Annotated in this window: 19 protein-coding genes; 15 read left to right on the top strand and 4 right to left on the bottom strand. The window is 68.8% G+C overall.

Annotated elements, in window-relative coordinates:
• Positions 1-100 precede the first annotated feature (100 nt).
• A complete protein-coding gene (locus QHF89_RS03530) occupies positions 101-742 on the bottom strand; it encodes a glutathione S-transferase family protein (RefSeq protein WP_136966058.1) in 642 nt (213 codons plus the stop codon).
• Positions 743-866: 124 nt separating this feature from the next.
• Here QHF89_RS03530 and QHF89_RS03525 point away from each other — a divergent pair, with 124 nt between their 5' ends.
• The 12 genes from QHF89_RS03525 to QHF89_RS03470 all read left to right on the top strand — a co-directional run bounded on the left by QHF89_RS03525 (position 867) and on the right by QHF89_RS03470 (position 14,186).
• A complete protein-coding gene (locus QHF89_RS03525) occupies positions 867-1,451 on the top strand; it encodes an alpha-ketoglutarate-dependent dioxygenase AlkB (protein WP_136928149.1) in 585 nt (194 codons plus the stop codon).
• A gap of 471 nt (positions 1,452-1,922) precedes the next feature.
• On the top strand, positions 1,923-2,600 hold the full coding sequence (locus QHF89_RS03520; RefSeq protein WP_136966059.1) for a cobalamin B12-binding domain-containing protein: 678 nt from the start codon (positions 1,923-1,925) through the stop codon (positions 2,598-2,600).
• On the top strand, positions 2,597-4,615 hold the full coding sequence (locus tag QHF89_RS03515; RefSeq protein WP_136966060.1) for a response regulator: 2,019 nt from the start codon (positions 2,597-2,599) through the stop codon (positions 4,613-4,615). Before QHF89_RS03520 ends, QHF89_RS03515 begins: the two co-directional genes overlap by 4 nt.
• Before the next feature lie 8 nt (positions 4,616-4,623).
• Complete coding sequence (locus QHF89_RS03510; protein WP_136966061.1) at positions 4,624-6,207, top strand: ATP-binding response regulator; 1,584 nt, start codon at positions 4,624-4,626, stop codon at positions 6,205-6,207.
• Between the two features lie 182 nt (positions 6,208-6,389).
• Positions 6,390-6,854, top strand: a complete 465-nt coding sequence (locus QHF89_RS03505; RefSeq protein WP_284720001.1) for a hypothetical protein — start codon at positions 6,390-6,392, stop codon at positions 6,852-6,854.
• A gap of 126 nt (positions 6,855-6,980) precedes the next feature.
• Positions 6,981-7,964 carry an aldo/keto reductase gene (locus QHF89_RS03500; RefSeq protein ID WP_136966063.1) on the top strand — a complete coding sequence of 328 codons (984 nt, stop codon included), beginning with the start codon at positions 6,981-6,983 and terminating at the stop codon, positions 7,962-7,964.
• A 91-nt stretch (positions 7,965-8,055) separates the two neighbouring features.
• Positions 8,056-8,631 carry a hypothetical protein gene (locus QHF89_RS03495; protein WP_136966064.1) on the top strand — a complete coding sequence of 192 codons (576 nt, stop codon included), beginning with the start codon at positions 8,056-8,058 and terminating at the stop codon, positions 8,629-8,631.
• Positions 8,632-8,672: 41 nt separating this feature from the next.
• Complete coding sequence (locus QHF89_RS03490; RefSeq protein WP_136966065.1) at positions 8,673-9,929, top strand: FG-GAP repeat domain-containing protein; 1,257 nt, start codon at positions 8,673-8,675, stop codon at positions 9,927-9,929.
• A gap of 294 nt (positions 9,930-10,223) precedes the next feature.
• Positions 10,224-10,901, top strand: a complete 678-nt coding sequence (locus tag QHF89_RS03485) for an RNA polymerase sigma factor (RefSeq protein ID WP_284720000.1) — start codon at positions 10,224-10,226, stop codon at positions 10,899-10,901.
• Positions 10,877-12,178, top strand: a complete 1,302-nt coding sequence (locus QHF89_RS03480; RefSeq protein ID WP_136966066.1) for a FecR domain-containing protein — start codon at positions 10,877-10,879, stop codon at positions 12,176-12,178. Before QHF89_RS03485 ends, QHF89_RS03480 begins: the two co-directional genes overlap by 25 nt.
• A gap of 29 nt (positions 12,179-12,207) precedes the next feature.
• Positions 12,208-13,218 (top strand): hypothetical protein, encoded by a 1,011-nt coding sequence (locus QHF89_RS03475; RefSeq protein WP_136966067.1) that lies wholly within the window; start codon positions 12,208-12,210, stop codon positions 13,216-13,218.
• A gap of 65 nt (positions 13,219-13,283) precedes the next feature.
• A complete protein-coding gene (locus QHF89_RS03470; protein WP_136966068.1) occupies positions 13,284-14,186 on the top strand; it encodes a hypothetical protein in 903 nt (300 codons plus the stop codon).
• A 13-nt stretch (positions 14,187-14,199) separates the two neighbouring features.
• Here the strand turns inward: QHF89_RS03470 and QHF89_RS03465 are convergent, their stop codons facing one another.
• Positions 14,200-15,867, bottom strand: coding sequence for a sensor histidine kinase (locus QHF89_RS03465; protein ID WP_136966069.1), 1,668 nt, complete (start codon positions 15,865-15,867; stop codon positions 14,200-14,202).
• A complete protein-coding gene (locus tag QHF89_RS03460; protein WP_136966070.1) occupies positions 15,864-16,547 on the bottom strand; it encodes a response regulator transcription factor in 684 nt (227 codons plus the stop codon). The genes QHF89_RS03465 and QHF89_RS03460 overlap by 4 nt, the downstream gene beginning before the upstream one ends.
• A 90-nt stretch (positions 16,548-16,637) precedes the next feature.
• Here QHF89_RS03460 and QHF89_RS03455 point away from each other — a divergent pair, with 90 nt between their 5' ends.
• Positions 16,638-17,996, top strand: coding sequence for a monooxygenase (locus tag QHF89_RS03455; RefSeq protein WP_284719999.1), 1,359 nt, complete (start codon positions 16,638-16,640; stop codon positions 17,994-17,996).
• Here QHF89_RS03455 and QHF89_RS03450 read toward each other — a convergent pair whose 3' ends face one another.
• Positions 17,997-18,953 (bottom strand): penicillin-insensitive murein endopeptidase, encoded by a 957-nt coding sequence (locus QHF89_RS03450; RefSeq protein ID WP_284719998.1) that lies wholly within the window; start codon positions 18,951-18,953, stop codon positions 17,997-17,999.
• A 58-nt stretch (positions 18,954-19,011) separates the two neighbouring features.
• On the opposite strand from QHF89_RS03450, the gene QHF89_RS03445 reads away from it, so the two are divergent.
• Together QHF89_RS03445 and QHF89_RS03440 are read left to right on the top strand one after the other, a co-directional pair.
• Positions 19,012-20,886: a protein kinase domain-containing protein gene (locus QHF89_RS03445; protein ID WP_284719997.1), complete on the top strand. Its 1,875-nt coding sequence runs from the start codon at positions 19,012-19,014 to the stop codon at positions 20,884-20,886.
• Positions 20,883-22,151, top strand: a complete 1,269-nt coding sequence (locus QHF89_RS03440) for an FHA and sigma-54 interaction domain-containing protein (RefSeq protein ID WP_136966074.1) — start codon at positions 20,883-20,885, stop codon at positions 22,149-22,151. The genes QHF89_RS03445 and QHF89_RS03440 overlap by 4 nt, the downstream gene beginning before the upstream one ends.
• The last annotated feature ends 4 nt before the right edge of the window (positions 22,152-22,155 follow it).

Here is a 22,155-nt window from a genome sequence, read left to right as displayed (position 1 = left end):
CGGCACTGGCTATCCTCCGTGGTATGCCGGCTCCCTCCTGCCGCGTGTGGCGGGTCCCTGTCCCGCGCCGCCGTCGTCGCGTCCGCCGGTTCGTGGAAGGTCAGCCCTTCCAGTGCGGGGGAATCGTCTTCGCGTAATAGGGCAATGCCTCGATGCGCTTCATCCACGCGGCGATGCGGGCGGGCCACCGCTCGCCGAGGCCGTGCGCGGGCAGCCGGTCGTCGACGCGGCGGATGGCGCGGATGTGCGGGTACACCGCGAAATCGGCGAGCGAGAGCTCACCCACGAGCCAATCGCCCGTGAGCCGGGCCTCCCATCGCGCAAGCTCTGCGAGGATCGCCGCCTGGGCCTCGGCGATCTTGGTCGCGTCCCGCGCTTCTTCTTTGGTGTACAAAGTTTCCTGGAACAGGCGTCGCTGCACCGGGGCGATGTAGCCGTCGGCCTCGGCAGCGAACTGTCGGGCCTGCGCGCGCGCGGCCACGTCGCGCGGCCAGAGCGGGGCGTCGGGGAATCGTTCTTCGAGGTACTCGACGATCGCGTTCGACTCGGCGATCACGAGGCCGTCATGCACGAGGACGGGCACCTTTCCGCGCGGGTTGATCGCGAGATATTCGGGGGTGCTTGTCTCGTCGCGGTCGAACGAGAGCAGCTTCCAATCGTAGTCGAGCTTCTTGTGCTCGAGCGCGAGCCATACCTTCCAGGCGTACGGCGATCCGGAGCCGTAGTAGAACGTGAGCGACATCGAAAGGAGCCTCCTTCGCAGCCGAACGCGGCCGGGCCCGGAGTAAAACCACTCGAAAGGGCGAGGTCAACCACCCGCGAACGACCTGCTTGTGCTCCGCATTGTCTGAACGTATGATCAGTCCATGGTCCCTCTCCGCACGATCGCGCTCGACGAGACGCACCACGTAGAGGTCGGCGCCCTGCCGGAGGCCCTGGTCCCGGACGCCGCCGGCTTCGAGGCGCTCTGGGCGCTGCACCCCGATGCGTTTCACGAGATCAAGATGCACGGCCGCCTCGTGCGCACGCCGCGATGGCAACAGGCGTACGGCGCGGACTACCGCTACACGGGCAACACGAATCGCGCGCTGCCGCTCACGCCCGAGATGGAGGTCTGGCTCGGCTGGGCGCGCGAGACGTTCGATCCGCGGCTGAACGGCCTGCTCTTCAACTGGTACGACGGCGCGGAGGGTCATTACATCGGAAAACACCGCGACAGCGACATCAACCGCATCGAGGGCTCGCCGATCGTCACGATCTCCTTCGGCGAGGAGCGGGTGTTTCGAATGCGGCCGTGGCGAGGAAAAGGGTTCGTGGACGTCCCCGCCGTTCCTGCGGGGGTCATCGTGATCCCGTGGGACACGAATCGAGCCTGGACCCACGAGGTCCCCGCGCCCAAGGGCGCGCGCGGGCGGCGGATTTCGATCACCCTCCGCGGGTTTTACAGGTAAAACCGCACGCCGCCGAGCCATGCCGCGGCATGGCGCTCCGCCTGGGCGGCCCATTCCAGTTCAGCCTCGGCTCACCCATTGCAACGCAAGTGCACAGCAGCACGAATGCTCGCCATGCCTAGGTTTGCCCAGTTTGCATGCTTGCTGGTCCAACCAACCGCGCATCCTCGGGCGTGTCCCTACGGGTCATCCCGACGCAGAAATCAATGCCACACGGGCGGGCTCGGGATGCAAAGAAATCCTTCCCGTCCTGGTCACGACGATCTCAGGGCGGACGAAACCCGCGGTCGCCCGGCCCCCGAGGCCATTCTGAACATGGCTGCCATCTCCCGATCGTGACGAGGCTCCAGCAGAAGCGAATCCATGTTTTCCGAGGGAAAAGCGCACGAACACGAGGGATTGCAAAACGACGGACGGGCCCTCCATTCGACCCTGCCGCGGGCGTCCTCCATGCAACACCTCGGAGGCCCCATGGACCTCGACGATCTGTGTGCGCGTTTCGTAAAGGCTCAGCTCGCAGGCGATCGGCGTGAAGCTTTGCGCCTGGTGCTGGAAGAAGGCGTCGGGCGCGGCGCGCCGACCGCGGAGCTGTCCCTGCGCGTCCTCGAGGCTGCTCAACGCGAGATCGGGCTGCTCTGGCAGGACAACCGGATCAGCGTGGCCGACGAGCACCTCGCGACCGCGATCGCGCAGGTCGTCCTCACGCACCTCTACCGCCTCTCGCCCGCCTCACCGCTCATCAGCAAGCGCGTCGTCTTCGGCTGCGTCGAGGGCGAACACCACGATTTCCCTGCGCGTCTCGCCGCCGACGCCCTCGACCTCGCGGGCTACGACGTGCGTTTCCTCGGCGCCGACGTCCCCACCGAATCGCTCGTGTCCATGCTCCACAGAGAGCGCCCCGATCTCGTCGCACTCTCGGTCACCATGAGCTTCAACCTCCGCTCGCTGCGCATGACCGTGGCGCGGCTCCGGTCCGCGTTCGGCGACGCGCTTCCCATCCTCGTCGGCGGCGCCGCGTGCAGCACGCTCGCCGATCCCGCGGGGGACCTCGGCGCCGACGCGTTCGCCCGCGACGCCCGCGAGCTCATCGAGGTCGCGGGCCGGCTGGTCGCCCACGTACGGCCCCAGGCCCTCGGAGGGACGCCATGAACGAACGAGCGGATGCGCGTTGGCTCTCCGAAAGCCGCGAGCTCGCGCTCGCATGTGACGCGCACGGGATCATCCAGTGGGCCGACGTGCGCGCGCGAAACCTCCTCCGCGCGCACCCCGGCGCCGCGCTGACCACGCTCGCCGTGCCCGGCACCGAAGAAAAAACGCAAGCGCTGCTCTCGCGCGCGGTGGTGAGCGAAATCCGCGGCTGGGAGCTCTCGCTCGTCTGCCACGGAAAGCCCGCCACCGTGTCGTTCTGCGCGCGCCCGAACGGCGAGGGCGGCGTCGAGCTCTTCGGCTTCGTGTACCCGGAGGGCTACGGCGGCGCGATCGAACATCTCAGCCGCGCCCTCACCGAGATCGTGAACCTGAACCGCGAGATCGTGCGGCAACAACGCGAGATCGAGCAGCAACGGACGGAGCTCACACGCACGCACCGCGAGCTCGACGAGTCGAACCGCGGCGTCGTCACGCTTCACGCCGAGATCGAAGAGAAGGCCGACGCACTCCGACGCACCTCCGAGGTCCGCAGCCGCGTCCTCGCCAACGTGAGCCACGAGTTCCGCACGCCGCTGCACTCGATCCTGGGTCTGTCCCAGCTCCTGCTCGACGGCACGGACGGCCCGCTCAGCGAGGAGCAGCAGAAGCAGCTCCGCTTCATCCGCACCTCGGCCGAGGAACTCTCGCAGCTCGTCAACGACGTCCTCGATCTCTCCAAGGCCGAAGCGGGCAAGGTCACGCTGCGCGCGGACCTCTTCATGGCGTCCGACTTCTTCGCCGCGCTGCGCGGCATGCTCCGGCCTCTCTTGCCCTCGCACCCCGGCGTGGATCTCCTCTTCGAGCTGCCCGAGGGCGACATCACGCTCGAGACCGATCAGGGCAAGGTCGCTCAGATCCTCCGCAACCTCATCACGAACGCGCTCAAGTTCACCGAGCAGGGCCGTGTCGTGGCGAGCGCCGTGCGTCGCGGCGACGAGGTCGTCTTCCGCGTGCAGGACACGGGCATCGGGATCGCGGCCGCGCACTTCGATCGCATCTTCGAGGAGTTCGGGCAGATCGACGGACCCGTCCAGCGCAAGCACAAGGGCACGGGCCTCGGCCTCGCCCTGTCGCGGCGCCTGGGGGAGCTACTCGGCGGGACGCTCGCGGTCGAGAGCGAGCTCGGCGAGGGCTCCACCTTCACGCTCACGATCCCCGCCACGCACCCCGAGGTCCGCGAGCTCGCGACGCTCGCCGCGCGCCCGCTCGATCCCTCCCGCTCGCCGGTGCTCATCGTCGAGGACGACCGCAAGACGATGTTCATCTACGAGAAGTTCCTCTCGCTCGCGGGCTTCCAGGTCGTGCCTGCGCGCACCGTCGACGACGCGCGCAAGCAACTCGGCACGTTCCGCCCTGCGGCGATCGTGCTCGACATCATGCTCGAAGGCGAAGCCACCTGGGATTTCCTGGCCGAGGTGAAGCAGAGCCCGGAGACGCGCGAGATCCCCGTGCTCGTCGTCACCGTCACCAACAAAGAGCAACGCGCGCGCGCGCTCGGCGCCGACGAGTTCTGGCTCAAGCCCGTCGATCAGGATCACCTGCTCCGCAAGCTGAAGAGCGTGGCGCGGCCCGGCACGCCGACGCGGCTGCTCGTCATCGACGACGACGAGCGGGCGCGGTACCTCATGCGCAAGCTGCTCGAAAAGACGCCCTACGAGCTCATCGACGCGCGCACCGGGCCCGAGGGCGTGGAGCTCGCGCAGAAGCTCCGTCCCGAGGTCATCCTCCTCGACTTCCTGCTCAAGGACGTCACCGCGTTCGACGTCCTCGACGACCTCAAGGCCGATCCGCGCACGCGGGGCATCCCCGTGGTGATCGTCACGTCCCACGTGCTCGAGCCCTCCGAACGCGAGCGGCTCGTGGCCGAGACCGAAGCGATCCTCTCGAAGGACAGCCTCTCGCGCGAGATCGCCATTCACCGCATTCGCGACGCCTTGCGGAAAGCAGGAGTGGGCACCTCATCGAGCACGGAGTGACGGGACGCATGCAACGGAACAACGGCAAGGCGCGGGAGCATGGGGGCAAGGTCCTCAACGTCAACGACAACGAAGCCGCGCGTTATCTCGGCACGACGATGCTCCGCAGGGCCGGCCTCGACGTCGTCGAAGCGTCGTGCGGCATGGGCGCGCTCGAGATGGTCCACCGCGCTCCGCCCGACGTGGTGGTGCTCGACGTCAAGCTGCCCGACATCGACGGCTTCGAAGTCTGCCGGCGCATCAAGGCAAACCCCCACACGGCGGGCGTGAAGGTCCTGCACACGTCGGCGACCTTCGTCTCGCTCGACAAGAAGGTGCAGGGGCTCGACATCGGAGCCGACGGTTATTTGACGCAACCCTTCGAAGCCACCGAGCTCGTGGCCACCGTGCGCTCGCTCCTGCGGCTCGCGCAGGCCGAGCGTGAGCTCCGCGCGCGCGCCGATCATCTGGCCGAAGCGGACCGACGCAAGGACGAGTTCCTCGCCATGCTGGCGCACGAGCTCCGCAACCCGCTCGCGGCCATCACCGCGTCGCTGCCGCTGCTCGAACAACGCGACGCCATGAACAAGGGCGAGCGTCGCGCCCGTGAGGTGCTGCGCCGCCAGACCGTGCACCTCGCGCGGCTCGTCGACGATCTGCTCGACGTCTCGCGCGTCACGCAAGGCAAGATCGAGCTGCGGCTGGAGCTGGTGGATCTGAAGAGCTTGCTCGCGCGCGTGGTGCTCACGACGCGCGAGCGCGGCACGAACGCGCGTGGCCAGACGGTCACGCTCGCGCTGCCGGACGTGCCCGTGCAGATCCGCGGCGACATCACGCGCCTCGAACAGATCTTCACGAACCTGCTCGACAACGCGAGCAAGTACACCGACGCCGGTGGTCACATCCGCGTGAGCCTCGATCCGATCACGTCCGGCGGCGCCACGTTCGCGCGCATCACGGTGCGCGACGACGGCGTCGGCATCGCGGCCGACGCGCTCCCCATGATCTTCGGCCTCTTCGCGCAGGCCAGCGTGACGCTCGCGCGCTCGCGCGGCGGCCTCGGAATCGGCCTCACGCTCGTTCGCACGCTCGTCGAGCTGCACAGCGGCGAGGTGGAGGCGCGCAGCAAGGGCATCGGGCATGGCGCCGAGTTCGAGGTGCGCTTGCCGTTGCTCGGGCTCGCCGAGGCGGGCGAGCGCGCGTCGCAACGAGGGACCACCGAGCTCCGCCGGCGGCGCGTCTGCATCGTGGAGGACAACGTCGACGCGCAGCAGGCGATCGGCGACCTCTGCGAGATGTGGGGCCACGAGGTCCACGCCGCATCGGATGGGATCGTGGGCGTCGGGAAAGTGCTCGACCTCCTGCCGGACGTGACGCTCATCGACATTGGCCTGCCGGGCATCGACGGGTTCGAGGTCGCGCGGCGGCTGCGCGCCGATCCGCGCGGAAAAGGCCTCTGGCTCGTGGCGCTGACGGGGTATGGCTCGCCCGAGCAACGCACCTCTGCGCTGGCGGCCGGGTTCGACGTGCACCTCGTCAAACCGGTCGAGGTGCACAAGCTGCAAGAGCTGCTCGACGCGGGGCCGCCGGCCCTGCGTGCCTCGCGGTTCTGATTCGGCTGAAGGGCGAGCGTCGCTTTTGTGAGCCGTTCTGGTTTTCCGGGAGCCCGCCCTTTAAGCTTGCCGGTATGCTCTCGAAATTCTCCATTACGGGGCTCACCCTGCGAGGCCATCTCGACGCGTTCAAAGCGGTCGACGCTCCGCGCACCATCTATACGAGGTACGGACTCGGCCGCGTGGGACCGAACGGAGAGTTCGAGTTCCACGAGACGTGCCCTATCGACAAGCTCGTCCGGGCGGAGAACGAGCTGTGTGCGCTCATCGGTCCGCAGAAGGCCTTCGAGATGGGCGTCGCGGGCATGAAATACGCCGAGAGCCCGCCCGGCGTGACCGACATCGTCACGGCGATGCAGATGTTCGACGCCGCATACCATATCAATCACCTGGAGAACGGCGTCCCCATGTTCGATCCGGAGACAGGTACGATGCGCGAAGGCATCGGTCATTACCGGTGCCTCTCCATCTCGCGGCACCGCGCCGTCATGGAAGTGGACGTGCCTTACCCCTGCGATTTCGACCGCGGACTCATACAATCCTGGGCGCGGCGGTTCGAGCGCACCGCGCTCGTCACGCACCTCGAGCCCTCGGTCTGCCGAAAAAACGGCGCCCCGCGATGCCGTTACGAGGTGAGCTGGAAATAAAGCCGGGTGGCCGGTTTTGTGTGGCGCAGCCGAGGAGCAAGAAAACAGCCGCGACCACGGGGCCCCGAGGGATGGTGCGCATGCGGCGCGGGCGCTACCCTGCGGCGCGACAAGTAAGGAGTCCTCATGCACACGCGTAAGCTCGGTCCTCTCACGGTCTCTGCCCTCGGCCTCGGCTGCATGGGCATGAGCGATTTTTACGGCCCGCGCGACGAAGCCGAGTCGATTGCCACGATCCACCGCGCGCTCGATCTCGGCGTCAACCTGCTCGACACCGCGGACATGTATGGGCCGTTCACGAATGAAGAGCTCGTCGGCCGCGCCATCGCGGGCCGGAGGGGCGAGGTCATCCTCGCGACGAAGTGCGGGATCGTGCGGGATCCGAACGACCCGCGCGTGCGCGGCGTCAATGGCACGCCCACGTACATCCGGAATTCATGCGACGCGAGCCTCCGCCGCCTCGGCGTCGACGTGATCGATCTGTATCAGCTCCACCGCGTGGATCCGAAGACGCCCATCGAGGAGAGCGTGGGCGCGATGGCGGACCTCGTGAAGGCGGGCAAGGTGCAGGCGATCGGCCTCTCGGAGGCGAGCGCGGCGACGCTCCGGCGCGGGCACGCGGTGTATCCGCTGGCCTCGGTGCAGACGGAATACTCGCTCTGGACGCGGGATCCGGAGGACGACATCCTTTCCGTCTGTCGCGAGCTCGGCATCGGCTTCCTCGCCTACAGCCCCCTCGGCCGCGGCTTCCTCACGGGGCAAATCAAGCGCTTCGAGGACCTCGCGCCCGACGATTTCCGCCGCAGCTCGCCGCGCTTCCAGGGGGAGAACTTCCAAAAGAACCTCGACCTCGTGGCCAAGGTGGAGGCGCTCGCCGCCGAGAAAAGCGTGAAAGCGTCGCAGCTCGCGCTCGCGTGGGTGCTCGCGCAGGGCGATTTCATCGTGCCCATTCCGGGCACGAAGCGCCGAAGCTACCTCGAAGAGAACATCGCGGCCGAGGCCATCGCGCTCTCGGCGGACGATCTCGCGCGCCTCGACGCGGTCATGCCCCGCGGCGCTGCGGCCGGGCCGCGTTATGCTGAGGTGAGCATGCGTCTCTTGAATGCATGATCGACGCGGGTAGGCGCTCCCGCCCCGTGGCGGGAGCTTGCCCACCTCCGCGCCCCCCTGGTGTTCCGTTGCCTGTCCGCTATCCTGCGGGATGCTCTCGGAATTCGCGGCCACCGCCCCCATCATCGAAAGTTACTTCGACGCGTTCAAAGCAGTGCCTGACGCCCCGCGCGCCGTCTTCGCGAAATACGGGCTCGTCCGGGTGGGGCCGAGCGGCGAGATCGAGATCCTGCCGGCGAGCCCGCTCGACAAGCTCATTGCCGCACTGAACGAGTTGCTCACGCTCGTCGGCCCACAGAAAGCCTTCGAAATGGGCAGCCAAGTCGTCAACCACGCCGCCATTCCGCCCGGAGCGACCGACATCGCCACGGCGATGCAGATCTTCGACGCTGGATACCACCTCAATCACCTCGAAAACGGCGTGCCCATGTTCGACCCACAGACGGGCACGATGCGGGAGGGCATAGGCCATTACAAGTGCGCATCCGTCTCCCGGCACCGCGCCGTCATGGAGGTGGATTCCCCCTACAACTGCGATCTCGATCGCGGAATCATGCAGGCTTGGGCGCGGCGATTCGAACGCACTGCGCTCGTCACGCACCTCGAGCCCTCGGTTTGTCGAAAGCTTCGCGGGCCGCGTTGCCGTTACGAGGTGAGCTGGAAGTAGAGAGCGGCACGGAGTCCTGGAAACCAGAAAGGAGCTTGCCCTTGTTTCGTTCCATCTTCACCACGATTTTTTTCCTCCTCGGCGCGGCAGCGTTCGGCGCTTGTGCCTCGAGCGGTGATCCCGACGCGGGCAGCACCTCGTCGAGCAGCAGCACCTCCTCGGGCACGGGCGGTGCGGGCGGCACAAGCGGGTCAGGCGGCACAGGCGGCACGGGCGGCGCCGGTGGGTCTGGCGGCGCGGGCGCGCTTTTCAAGGCGCCAGCCTCGTACGTCGTCGGTGCGGACCTCTCTCCGCCCCTTTGGCTCGCCGGCGGTGACCTCGACGGAGACGGCGCGACGGACATCGTCACGGCCAACTCCCAGCAAGACAATACGTACACGATCCTCCGTGGCAAAGGCGACGGCACCTTTGGCCCGCCGGAGACGTTCCCCGTGGCCATGAACATGAACACGATTTTGCTCTTCTCCGTTGCCATCGGCGATCTCTCGGGGGACGGCAAAGCGGACATCGCGCTTTCGCACCTCGGTACGGTCTCCGTCCTCGTGAACCAAGGCGACGGCACGTTCCCGCCGCAGTCCATGAGCGCGAGTTACGAGGCCCTCGGCCAGGGAATGCACCTCGTCGTGCGGGACGTGAATGCGGACGGCCTCGAAGATTTGATCGTCCCCGGCCAGTCGGGCATCGGCGTGCACGTGCTCCTCGGCAAACCCGACGAGACGCTCGCGACTGCCATCACCTCCCCCGCCGGCACGGCGCCCATCAGCATCGCGACCGCCGATTTCGACGGCAATGGATCGCTCGACCTCGCCGTTGCCGCATATGACGACGTGAGAATCCTCCTCGGTCAGGGCGACGGCATTTTCGCCGCAGCGATCGGCTATCCCGCGGGGAAGCTCGCGCGCGCCGTGGCGACGGGCGACTTCAATGGCGACGGGCACATCGATCTCGTTGCGGCGAACGCGGAGAGCAACGACATGTCCGTGCTGCTCGGCAAAGGCGACGGCACCTTCCAGGCGGCCGTGCACCACCCCTCCGGCGGCGCGCCGATGGCCATCGGCGTCGCAGACTTTGACGGCGACGGGCACGCCGACGTGGCGGTCGAGAATTTCACGACCTCCGACCTGTCCCTTTTCCTCGGCAACGGCGACGGCACCTTCCAGCCCCTTCAAAAGCTCGCGCTCGGCCTATCCCCGAACGGCTTGATCATCGACGATTTCGACAAAAATGGCCGTCCCGACATCGCCGTCGCCAATCATCAGGATCGCGACGTGCTCGTGCTCCTCAACGCCGGCCCCTGATCGCCCACGCAATCCCGCTCTGGAGCGTGCCCGCGGCCTGCGCTGCATGAACGAGCGCCTGTGCGACGTGCGTGTCGACGATACGGATGCCCGTGACATCCAGGATCGCGACCGTCGCCTGGTGGCGTATTCCTCGTTCATGACATTTCCCCCGAGTCTTCGCCCCTCCTCGCTCTCATTGGGAGCGTAAAGGGCAACGCACGTTCAGGACGCGCACAGGCGACGCCTTCAATCCGTGAGACAACCAACCGATGAGCCGTCGGGACGGGGTGCGGATACTGTGGTGTCATCAGCGTGGGTACGTCGCACCTTTCCACGAGAACGAGCGAGCCTCCTGCGGCCGGCAGCGGCGGCGGCGTGGTCGTCCGGGCCCTCCCATTCGTGGGGGACGACGCCGTCCTGGTAACCGCCGTTCGCGCGGGCAACCGCGCGGCGACCGCGGCGCTTTACGATAGGTACGAGGCGCACGTCATGCGGACGCTCGTCCGCGTGCTCGGCGCCGATCGCGAGCTCGCCGATATCCATCACGACGTGTTCGTCCGCGCGCTCGGCTCGATCGACGAGCTGCGCGACCCGGGCGCCTTGCGCGCTTGGCTCACCTCGATCGCCATTTTCACCGCCCGAACCTGCATCTTGCGCCGCTCGCGCCGATTCTGGCTCCGGCTCTTGCCGTGGTACGAAGTCCCCGAGGTGGAGGCGCCTCTGCCGAACAGCGAGGTCACCGAAGCTCTTCGCGCCACGTACACGATCCTCGATGGTTTGCCCGTCGACGAGCGGATCGCCTTTGCGCTGCGATTCGTCGGGGGGATGGAGCTCACGGAGGTCGCGGAGGCGTGTGGCGTCTCGCTCGCGACCATCAAACGGCGGCTCGCGCGCGCCGAGGCCCATTTCACCGAGCAGGCGCGGGAGCACCCGGCCCTCTCGGACTGGCTCGAAGGGAGTGCACGATGGGGAGCTCCGAAGAAGCGCTGATCCGGCTCGGCCGCAGGATCGGCGCGGAGCAGGACGAGATCCTCCGCCGACGGGCGCCCGATCCCGAGGCGCGCGCGCGCCTCTTCACGGCCGACGCCGCGCGGCGGGCCCATCCTTCCCGGCAAACCCGAAAACGGTTTGTCGGGGCAGCGCTCGGTGTGGCAGCCGCGGCGTGCCTGCTCCTTTGTTTCGTCCTCGCGCAACGCCCGCTCACGTTTCACGTCGGCGCGGGCGAAGGGGCCTACGCGGGCAGGGCCGGGGCCTTCATCGCGACGCCGACGGGGCGCATGGTCCCGGTGGTCTTCTCGGACGGAACACGCCTCCGCATCCAGCCGGATTCGAGCGTCCGGATTGCCTCTGTAGATCGCGCGGGCGGGCGCGTCGTACTCGAGAATGGCGCGCTCGAAGCCACCGTCGTGCACCACGAGGGCACACGCTGGCTCGTCGACAGCGGCCCCTTCGAGATCCTGGTCACGGGCACGCGTTTTCATGTCGCCTGGGATCTCGCCGCCGAGCGGCTCACGCTGCACCTCGTCGAGGGCTCGGTCGTGGTCGCGGGTCCCATCCTCGGCGAAGGAATCGCCCTGCGCAGCGGCGATACGCTGGAGGTAAACCGCAAGGAGGGGCGTTTCGTGATTCACCGGGACAACCCGGAGACACGCGAGGCGCCGGACGTCCCCCAGAATGCGGCAGAGCCGCCGTCCCTGCCCGAGGACCCGCCCGAAAAAACCACCGATGCGCCGCCGCCTGCGCCCCACGTCCCGCGCGCCGCGCCGCCGCGCAAGACACCCCTCCCACCCGCACCGCCGGGCCCCTCGTGGCGTGATCTCGCGGCCTCGGGCAAATACAAAGACGCCCTCGAAGCGGCGGACCGCGAGGGGCTCGACGCCATTTACGAGGCAGGGAGCGCGGCCGATCTCCGCGACCTCGGCGACGCCGCGCGCCTGACTGGTGATACGGCGCGCGCCGTGGAAGCGTTCTCGGCGCTGCGACGGCGCTTCCCCGCCGACGAGCAAGCCGCCGAGGCAGCCTTCCTCCTGGGAATCATCGCCTTCGACAAACAGGGCGCGCACGCAGAGGCCGCGCGCTGGTTCGCGACCTACCTGCGCGAGCGCCCGCGCGGCAGGCTCGCCCGGGAGGCTGCGGGGCGGCTCCTCGAAGCGCGCCTGCGCTCTGGGGACAAACCCCTTGCCCGCGAGGCGGCGCGCGCGTATCTGCGCGATTTCCCGGGCGGCCCTCACGCCGAGGTGGCTCGGGCGGCGGCGGGGGACGAATGAGGGCGGCATCGCTCTGCGCGTTCCTCGCCATGATCTCCTTCCCGCTCACCGAGGCACGCGCGAGTGGCGAGCCACGGATCGTCCTCGTCGCGCCCGCGAAGGACGAGGGGATCGCTGTGCGCATCCGGGCCGAGCTCGAGGCGCTCCATTTCGAGGTCCTCGACGCGGAGATGGAGGCGGGGCCGCCGGCGCGCGAGCCGCTGGAGGAAGCCGCGCGCAAAAACGACGCGGTCGCGGCCGTGCGGATCGTCCCGTCGAGCGCAGGCGTCGAGGTGTGGATCGTCGATCGAATGACCGGAAAGACCGTGCTCCGCGAGCTCGTCGCGGAGCACGAGCCTCCCCACGGCGGCAGCGCCACGATTGCGCTCCGGGTGATGGAGCTGCTCCGGGCGAGCCTCATGGAGCTCGACGCGCCGCGGCCGCCGCCCGGCGAGGTGGCCCCACCGCCGGTCATTCGGGAGATCCTCGCCCCTCGCCCCGCCGAGGCGCCGCCCGCCGCCGCGCGCCCCAACAAACCGCCTCTCCTCACGCTCGAGCTCGGACCTTCCATGCTGATGAGCCCAGGCGGCATCGACCCCTCGGGGCTCCTCCATACGTCCCTGCACATCTTGCGGCCGAGCGAGCGGATCGGGATGAGCGCCTTCGTGTCGATCCCGGTTGTCCCGGCGAACCTCCTCGGCCCCGAGGGCGTGGCGACCTCGCGGATCGGCCTGCTCGGCGTGGGGTTTCGGGGGGCCTTCGCGCCTCACGGCGCCGCGTGGAACGTGAACGTGGGCGCCGGGCTCTCGGCGGTCCTTCTCCATTTCGAAGGCCGCCCCGCGCGCTCGTATGCGGGGACGACCGAGACGCTCTTCACCTTCGCGCCGTACCTTCGCGCAGGGCTCGGCTACGCGGTGACGCCGCACCTTCGAATCCGGGCGGACGTGCTCACCGGCGTGACGGTCCAGCGTCCGGTCGTCCAATTCGTCGGTCGCGTGACCGCGACCTGGGGTTTGCCCTTTTTCTCCCCCTCCCTCGGCGCCGATCTCTCCTGGAATTGAAAGAAAATATTTGCGACTTGAGCCGTGTCGACGGGCTCTGGAGACTGTTCGGGGGAGAGGTGCTCATGTCGCTACGAAATGGTGTGCGAAGTGGTGCTTTCGTCGTTTCGATGGTCCTCGCGGGTCTGTTCTCCGCTGCGTCCGGGCTCCTGCCCGGCTGCAATGTGATCGTCGCGGAGCCCATCCAGACGTCGAGCGACGTGGGGAATCCATGTATCCCCTTCGTCGAGCTCGACGCGCGATTCGCCGGCTCGAAGGTCACGGAGCGCAGCATCGTGACGAATGATTTCCAGCAATGCGAGACGGGGATCTGCCTGATCAACAATTTCCAGGGCCGCACGAGCTGCCCGCTCGGGCAACCCGAGCCGACCCCGTGCACGGGCCCCCTGGACGCGAGTTGCGGCCCGGACCAATCGTGCGTCGAATCGGGCGTCGTCCCGATCCCTTGTGATCCCCAGGCGGCGGACGGGGGCGCCTCGCAATGCGCGAACTACGGCGGCGCATGCAACGCGGAGCGCAGGTCCTGCGCGTGCGCCGCGGACGACCATTGCCCCCAGGGCACGACGTGCGACGTAGGAACGAAGGAATGCAAGAAGTACGTCTGCCACGTGCCCGGGAGCTGTCAAAGCGAGGACGCGAGCGTGGCCGAAAATGAGGGCAAGAGCTGCTGCGTCCCCGGATCGGACGCGCCGGTCTCGAGAGCCGTCTGTGGCCAGTGCAGGCCACGCCCTCCGGAGAAAGCAGTGTATTGTTCCTGCCGCTGCGGCCCCGCGGATGGCGCCCCCGACGAAGGGAACTATTGCAACTGCCCGGACGACTTCGAATGCAAGGAACTCGTCCCCTACGTCGGGCTCGGCGATACGGCGGGGAAGTATTGCATCAAGAAAGGGACGGCGTCGGACGGCACGTGCGGCGTCGTGGACGGGTATTTCGACCCCGCCGCCTGCAAGGGCGTCGGTTTTCCCTGAGCCTCCCGTCCCTTCATCCCCGCCCGCCGCGGCCGCGCGGATGCGCGCGATCGAACGGCACGCCGTGACGCCACGCCTCGCCCGGGGTATCCCCGCGGTCGCTGACCACGCCCGTCGCAGGCCTCTCGCCCTCGCGCCCGGTCTCTTGCACGTGTTCCTGCGCGAGGCGCTCGCTCTCGACGGTCTCGATGTCCTGCCGGACGCCCTGTTCCGCGGGCTCCTCGCCCTTCGACTTGCTCGGTCCCTGATTCTGGTTTGCCATCGCGTTCACCCTCCTGGCGCGGATCTCGGGCCGCCCTACGCCCGCGGCAAGTGAGAAGCCGCGGATCGTCACCCGCAGCCCGCGCGGCGCCTCCGCCTCAAAACGAAGCTCGAAGCCCGCACGCCGACAAACCTCGCTCGTGATCGCGAGCCCGAGGCCTGAGCCACGCGGGTCGCGACGGCGCGCTTCGTCCGATCGAAACGTCCGCTCTCCGAGCCGCGGAATCTCCGAAGGCAGGACCCCGGGCCCGTCGTCGACGACCGTGAGGCCAAAGCGCGCGTCTGCCTCGATCCGCAACACGACCGCCACGTGCCCACCGCGCTCGCCATACGAGACCGCATTCTCCACCACATTGCCGAGGGCCTGCTCGCACGCCACGGGGTGACATCGGACGGGCACGGCCTCGTCCGGGACCGCATGCCCGAGGGCAATGCCGCGCCGGCGCGCGAGCGCCGAGAGACGGGCGACCACGCGCTCCACGGCGTCCACGAGATCCACCCCTTCCCCGCTCGCCACGGGATCGAATCCTTGCTCGAGCTCGGCCGCGAGCCGCAGATTGCTGACGAGCCCCGCGAGGTACACGCAATCGCGCAGCGCCCCCGCGAACACCTCGCCCTGCGCGGGCTCCGTCGCTTCATCGGCCGCTCGCTCGACGGCGAGCTGGAGCGAAGCGAGCGGCGTCCGCAGATCGTGCGCGACGTCCGACAGGTGCCGCTCGAGGTCCTGCCGTCGCTGCAAGAGCCTCGCGGCGTCGTCACGAATGCGCGCATGGGCTCGATCGAGCGCGGCGGCCACGCGATCGAGCTCGTCGTCCTCTGCGCGCCGCGCCGGCTCGTATCCGCACGGATCCCCGACACGCGTGGCCGCGCCATACAGGCGACGCACCCGCGACGACAGGGGCCGTACGACCAAGAAAAACCCGAGCGCCGCCGCGGCCGCCGTGGCGCCGAGAACCCCGACGATGCCGGCGAGGAGCACGCGCGGCTCGGGTGGACGCGCGGGCCATACGGCTTGCAGCACCGCGCACGGGCCCTCGTTTGCCGCGCGAAACTGCGCGAGCCCGCCGCCTCCGGTCCACGGGGCCACGAGCTCCCCTTCGACGGTCCCGGGAACCGGGCCGAGGCGCGCATGGAGCGCTCGATCCAGCGGCGGAGCGTCGGGATTCTCCGAGGTGAGCGTCCGGGCATCATAGGCGTAAATCCGCGGTCCGTCCGGCAGCCCCGCCGACCATTCTTCCGGCCGCTCCTCGCAGCGCACCTTGCGCCGAGCCGAGGAGCGTTCGAGCCATTGGCGCATCACGTCGGCCGCCATGCGCTGCGTCGCATACCGTGCCGCCAAGGCCGCGCTGATCAGGCCCACGCCGCCGCTCAGGATCGACACGATCAGGATCCGCATCGAGAGATTGCGCAAAAGCTTCATCCCTCGTCCTCCGGCGGCTCGAATCGATACCCGATCCCCCACACGGTCACGATCGCCGCGGCCCCGCCCTCGCCGAGCTTCTTGCGAATCCGCGCGACGTGCGAGTCGATCGTGCGCGCGTCGCAAGGTTCGAGCGAGGACGACGCTCCCTCGGCGAGCTGCTCGCGCGGAATGGCCCGGCCCGGACGCTCGACCAGGTACGCGAGCACATCGAGCTCGGCGCGCGTGAGCGGCAGCGCCGCCTCGCCTTGCCGCGCCACACGGGCGTCGAGGTCCACCGTCACGCCGGAAAACCGTACACGCCGTCGCGGCGCCGCCGCGCGCAAGCCGAGGTGCAGGCGGATCCGCGCCACGAGCTCCTCCAGGAAAAACGGCTTCGGCACGTAATCGATCGCCCCGAGGTCGAACGATCGCAGCCGATCGGGCAGATCCGTGCGCGCCGTCAAAACGATCACGGGGATTCGCCGCCTTCGATCGAGATCCGCCAGGATTTCGAGGCCGGATCGTTCGGGCAACATGAGGTCGAGCACCACGAGATCAAAAACGCCTCGGAGCGCCGATTCGAGCCCGGCGCGACCGTTCGTCGCGAGCTCCACCCAAAACCCCGCGGCCACGAGCCCGCGCACGAGCCCGGCGGCGACGCCGGGGTCATCCTCGACCACGAGCACGCGCGTCGTCATGCCCGAGGGGTATCACCCGCCGCGCGCGCCTGGGAGACAATCTCGCTCGCCTCCACGACCCGTCAACATTTCGCAGGCACGATGGCCGGCATGGATCGATATCACGGCACACGCGCGGCGCTGCTCGCCCTGATGAGCGCGGGGGCGGTCGGCTGCTCGAACGCGGATGGTCAAAGCTCCTCCTCATCGCCCGGCGCTTCTCCGACCTATTACCGAGACGTCAAACCCGTCCTCGACGCGAAATGCGCGGGGTGCCACACCGCAGGCGGGATCGGGCCCTTCGCCCTCACGACGGTGGAGGACGTGGTCTTGCGCAAGGACGCGATCGTGGCTGCGGTGCAAAGCCGGCGCATGCCTCCCTGGCCCCCCTCGCCGGAGTGCGCCGAGATTGCGCACGACCCCTCGCTCACCGAGCCGCAAATCGACTCCCTCGCGCGCTGGGCGAACGCGGGCGCGCCGCTCGGGGATCCGGCGGATTTCGTCGCGCTTCCGGGGGATCCGGGCACGCTCTCCCGCACGGACCTCGACCTCCCGATGCCCGAGCCCTACACGCCCACGAAGGGGCCCGACGATTATCGTTGCTTCTTGATCGACTGGCCGTACGACACGACGAAATTCGTCACGGGCCTCGGAATCACGCCAGGCAACGATTCCATCGTCCATCACGTGGTCGTGTTTTACGCGAAGCCGAACGCAGTCTCCACGTACGAGGCCTACGACGCGGCGGAGCCGGGCCCCGGGTATACCTGCTTCGGCGGGCCGAAAGGGGACGACAAGGCCATCGAGGGGCCCTCGGGATACGGGATCCTCGGCGGTTGGGCGCCTGGCTCCTTCGGGCGGGACGCCCCCGCGGGGACGGGCATCGAGGTCCCGCCCGGGACCAAGATCATCCTGCAGCTCCATTACAACACCGCCCACGGCACGCCGGAGCCGGATCGAACCACGGTCGCCGTACGGATCGACGATACCGTGGAAAAACCCGCCTTCTCGATGCCATGGCTCAACCCCGCGTGGCGCAATCCGGGTGGGATGGTGATTCCAGCCGGCGATTCCGACGTCGTGCACACGTTCGAGCAGGACGCGGCCACGGCCGTCTCGATCTTCACGAAGGGCGCGCTGCCCGCGGACCAGCCTTTTACGTTGCACACCGTCGGTCTGCACCAGCACCTGCGCGGAAAGAGCATCTCGACGTCCCACACTCCATCCGGGGGCACGGAAGCGTGCCTCGTCGACATCCCGAAATGGGATTTTCACTGGCAATCGCCGTACACCTTGCTCGAACCGCGCCAGATCATGCCCGGCGACAAGCTCAGGATCGAGTGCCACTGGGACAACTCGGCGGCGAACCAGCCGCTCGTGAACGGCGTCAAGATGCCCCCCGAGGACCTTCAATGGGGCGAGGGGACGAACGACGAGATGTGCCTCGGCTGGTTCTACGTGACGCCGTGATCAGCGTGGCGCCCGGCGCGCGCCTCGGAGCCGCGGCACGATGTCCGCGAGCCGATGCCCAAGCGCCACCGCCGCCGGATCCCGGAACCGGACGTGAAAATGCGTCGCGTGCCCCCAGGCGTGGCGAATCAGCGTGTCCCTCTTCGTGGGGCTCGGAAAAACGTCCTCGGCCGGGCGCTCGCCCTCAGGCAGGGACGCAACGTGCGCTTGCAAGAGCCGCTGCACCGAGACGTCGATGAAGATCATCTCGACGTTGCCTCCCTCGATCAACGACCGCACGAGCGCCCACGTGCGCGCCGCGTCGAGGTTCTGCGCCGTGGCGCGCTGGTACCAGGTCGCCTGCGTTTTGTAGTAATATCCAATATCGGCGTCGAGGCCGGATTGATGGCTCCGGTGGGGCTTCAGCCAGCCGCCGCGCTCGCGGGCGATGTCGCCGACATAAAGCGAGGGTGAGCCCGGAAAACACCGCCGCACCTCCCGCACCGCGCGCTCGATCGAGCGAATGACGAGCTCCGTGCCCCAGCCATACCCGCCCGCGCGCAGGAGGCCCTCGGAGTCCTTGAGCTCCACGCCGCCGAACAGCGACCCCCGCGTCGGCGACCCCAGCGACGCCGAGCCGAGCGTCTCGGGTTTCTCCTTGGCGAGGCGAAACAGCTCCGCTGCGGGCGGCGGCTCGGACACGCGCACCTCGATCGCAGGCTCCGGCGCACAACGCGCGGGCACGTTCGGCGCCTCCGCCGGGGCCACCGCCGCAGGCACGTCGTTCGGCGGCGCAGGCGCGAGCACAGACGCGACCCCCGGCAGCGCTCCCAAGCGAAGCGCGGACGTCACCGGCGCGGCGGGCGCCCCGTCGTTCGCGCGCGAAGGCGCCCCGCGCTGCGCGGCGGCGACCACGATCGACGCCGCAGCGACGATCACGATCGCGGAGCCCAGGGCGCGCGGGGGCACGGACCTCACCCCTCCATTCTACGCCGAAAACGCTCGCAGGCAGCCCACTTCGTGGCGCGCCGATGTTGTGAGCCCCAACGGATCTTCCCATCGCGTCCGCCAGACCCAGGCGTCGTCGCAGACAAACACCGCGCTCGTCCCGCCTTCCGCCTTCCCTCCCTCGGCTGAATGGTGTAACCGGCAGTACGTGGATTTGCGTCCGGGTGACCGTGTCGATCGCTACACGCTGATCCGGCCCCTTGGGGAAGGTGGACAGGGGGCGGTGTGGCAGGTGGTCGATCCCCTGGACGAAGGGGCCACGCGAGCCTTGAAGCTCGTTCACCTCTCGGAGGCGGGGCAGGCGGCGTTCGCGCGCGCCCGGCGCGAGGCGAAGATCCTCGCGGCGCTCGATCACCCGGGGCTCTGCGCGTGCCACGCGTTGTTCGAGGATCTCGACAAGGGCCTCGTCGGGGTCGTGCTCGACCTCGTCCAGGGCTCGACGCTCGACGCAGCGATGCACGATCGGCGGATGTCCAAAGGACATCGGTTCGCCGCGCTCGTGCAGGTGGTCGACGTGCTCGCGTACGTGCACGCGGCCGGACTCGCGCACCGCGATCTGAAGCCGGCGAACGTGCTCGTGACGGACGCGTTCTGGGAGACCCCGCACCAGCCCGGAGCGGTGAAGGTCATCGATTTCGGGATCGCCGTTCCGATCGGCAATCCGCAGCGCTTGACGGCGGTCGGCGGCGTGATCGGGACCGTGCGGTATCTCGCGCCCGAGCTGTTCCGCCCGAGCCCGAGCCGACGCGCAGCAGCCGAGGAGAGCTGCGCGCGCGACATGTTCGCGTTCGGCATCATCGCGTGGGAGCTGCTCTGGGGCACGCACCCCGCAGGCCTCGGCCCTTCGGCCTCGTTCGAGGCCATGGCGCAGAGGTACGCGGACATCGAGGCGGGGCGGAGGCCCTGGCCGAGCCCGAGTTTGTCCGGGCCGTGGGGCACGGCCATCGCGGCGTGCCTCTCGCTCGGGCCGGAGGATCGCCCGGAGCACGGCGCCGCGCTCGCGTCGGTGCTGAAGACGGGCGCGCCTCCGCCGAGCCGGCGCGCGCCTTCCGGCGCCCTTCCCTCACGCACCGAGCCCCACGCGCCGGCCCCGGCACCGTTCGTCCCGCGCACGGAGCCCATGGCCCCGGCCGCGAGGACGGCTCCGATGCCCGCGCCGCGGCATTCGTCGGCCCCCGTGCGTCGGGACGAACCCTCGGGGCGCGGGGCGCGGGGCGCGATGTACGCGCTGGCAGGAGCAATCGCGCTCCTCGCAGGGGCCATTTACCTGAAGCCGCCCGGGAAGTTCGCTGCGGACGACGTTCCGCTGCTGTCGCTGCCGACGCCAAACCCCAGCGGGACGGCGCTCGTGCCGTCGTCGTCGCCCCCGAAAACCGTCGAGCAAAACCGCGCCGGCGTCTGCTGCGGCGGACTCGCTTGCAACACCACGAAGCAGGACACGCGCGGGACGTGGTGCGAGAAAAAACCCGAGCAATGCGCCAAATGCAGCTCGGGCCGGCCCTATGTCCCCGGACGCTGCGCAGAGATGTTACCTCTGGATCGGCCGTTCCTGCTGCGGCTTGCCCATCTCAACGGGGGACAGGCGGACCTCTCGGTCTGCTTCCGCCGCGCGGACGATCCCCGAAGCGAAGAGCAATGTATCGCCGCCGCTGACGGCGCAGACCCTTCGCGAGACGGTGGAATCGCCCGGGAACGACGTCTCTCCGTGACGGCCGGCCAGCTCTCGCACAAGCCGGGCCTGGAGATCACGATCAAGGATTCCCGCGGCGAGACGGTCGCCCACGGGAACCACATCTTTCACCCGAAAGGACTCCTGACCTCCGCGCTGTGTGTCGGGACGGAGTTCCGGATTGGCGACAGGCAGATCCCCGTCGCGTTTTACCTCGACGATCCATCGCCATGAGCCAGACCACCACGGAAGAGCATCGACCGCCGGCGCGGGACGACGGTCCGAGCGGGGAGCCCGTCCTGCTCGCCGCGTTCCCCACGCCCGCCGCCTTTCCGCTGCCGGGCCCGAGTGAACCTTTGGGCCGCGCCTTCCTCGCCGAGCGCGGCGTGATCGACGGGGAGGTCTCGAGCAAGCACCTTCGATTCTCGCGGCCTGGAGGACGCATCCACGTCGAGGACCTCGGCTCTCGCAATGGGACGTTCATCGGCGGCCATGCCCTTCGTCCACGAGAGGCCGTGCCGCTCGAAGACGGCGCCGTCGTGCGGATCGGCCGCACGATCCTCGTCTTCCGAGAACGATTCGAAGGCCCGCTTGCCCCGGAGACGCCGCTCGGGACGCTCGTCGGGCCCTTCGGATTGCAAAACATCCGCAGAGACCTCGCGCGGCTCACCCATCGGCCCGTGCCCAACGTGCTCATCCTGGGCGAGACGGGGACGGGCAAGGAGCTGCTGGCCGAGCAGGTCACGCGCGCGCTCGGCCGCGCGGGCAAACCCTTCGCCGCCGTGAACGTCGCCGCCATGCCGGCCACGGTCTTCGAGGCGCACCTGTTTGGCTGGAAAAAAGGCGCGTTCTCGGGCAGCGCGGACGGCGGCGAAGGCATCCTGCGCGCCCACGCGCGTGGCACGGTGTTTCTGGACGAGCTCGGCGAGCTCGCGCCCGAATTGCAGCCAAAGATGCTTCGCCTCCTGGAGAACCGGGAGGTCTTGCCCGTCGGCGAGAGCAGGCCAGTCAAGGTGGACGTCCACCTCGTCGCCGCGACGAACCGCGACATCGAGGACATGATCGACGCCGGGACCTTCCGGCGGGACCTGTACGCGAGGTTTCTGGCGCGCATCGAGATCCCACCGCTCCGCAAGCGACCCGAAGACCTGTTTGCCATTGTGGAACATCTTTTTCAAAGGCGCAGGGTGACGCTCGACCCGCGACGGGTGGAGGTGGAAGCGCTGGAGCGGTTGATGCTCGCGCCCTTCCGCGCCAATGTGCGCGACCTCGACCTCCTCGTGACCTACATGGAGCCGAGCGGCGGGCTCACCCTGCGCGCCGTCTCCGAATTCCTGGGCGTAGCGGCGGGGGACGTCGGCGCGCGGCCGCTCTCACGCGAACTCGTCAATCGTGTGCTCGCCGAGTGCAAAGGAAACAAGTCCGAAGCAGCGCGGAGGCTCGGGGTGGACCGGGCGAGGCTCTTGCGGCTCCTGCGCAAAATCGCCGAAGAGGGATGACGCC

Source organism: Polyangium sorediatum (genome assembly GCF_029946465.1).
GTDB classification, from domain to species: Bacteria; Myxococcota_A; Polyangia; order Polyangiales; family Polyangiaceae; genus Polyangium; species Polyangium fumosum.
The sequence above is the reverse complement of the archived record's forward strand: the minus strand, read 5'-3'. Positions and strand labels throughout refer to the sequence as shown.

Excerpts from the sequence above, each read along its gene's own strand:
- QHF89_RS03530 (WP_136966058.1), bottom strand. The coding sequence starts at position 742 with ATGTCGCTCACGTTCTACTACGGCTCCGGATCGCCGTACGCCTGGAAG.
- QHF89_RS03525 (WP_136928149.1), top strand. The coding sequence starts at position 867 with ATGGTCCCTCTCCGCACGATCGCGCTCGACGAGACGCACCACGTAGAG.
- QHF89_RS03520 (WP_136966059.1), top strand. The coding sequence starts at position 1,923 with ATGGACCTCGACGATCTGTGTGCGCGTTTCGTAAAGGCTCAGCTCGCA.
- QHF89_RS03515 (WP_136966060.1), top strand. The coding sequence starts at position 2,597 with ATGAACGAACGAGCGGATGCGCGTTGGCTCTCCGAAAGCCGCGAGCTC.
- QHF89_RS03510 (WP_136966061.1), top strand. The coding sequence starts at position 4,624 with ATGCAACGGAACAACGGCAAGGCGCGGGAGCATGGGGGCAAGGTCCTC.
- QHF89_RS03500 (WP_136966063.1), top strand. The coding sequence starts at position 6,981 with ATGCACACGCGTAAGCTCGGTCCTCTCACGGTCTCTGCCCTCGGCCTC.
- QHF89_RS03495 (WP_136966064.1), top strand. The coding sequence starts at position 8,056 with ATGCTCTCGGAATTCGCGGCCACCGCCCCCATCATCGAAAGTTACTTC.
- QHF89_RS03480 (WP_136966066.1), top strand. The coding sequence starts at position 10,877 with ATGGGGAGCTCCGAAGAAGCGCTGATCCGGCTCGGCCGCAGGATCGGC.
- QHF89_RS03475 (WP_136966067.1), top strand. The coding sequence starts at position 12,208 with ATGATCTCCTTCCCGCTCACCGAGGCACGCGCGAGTGGCGAGCCACGG.
- QHF89_RS03470 (WP_136966068.1), top strand. The coding sequence starts at position 13,284 with ATGTCGCTACGAAATGGTGTGCGAAGTGGTGCTTTCGTCGTTTCGATG.
- QHF89_RS03465 (WP_136966069.1), bottom strand. The coding sequence starts at position 15,867 with ATGAAGCTTTTGCGCAATCTCTCGATGCGGATCCTGATCGTGTCGATC.
- QHF89_RS03460 (WP_136966070.1), bottom strand. The coding sequence starts at position 16,547 with ATGACGACGCGCGTGCTCGTGGTCGAGGATGACCCCGGCGTCGCCGCC.
- QHF89_RS03455 (WP_284719999.1), top strand. The coding sequence starts at position 16,638 with ATGGATCGATATCACGGCACACGCGCGGCGCTGCTCGCCCTGATGAGC.
- QHF89_RS03440 (WP_136966074.1), top strand. The coding sequence starts at position 20,883 with ATGAGCCAGACCACCACGGAAGAGCATCGACCGCCGGCGCGGGACGAC.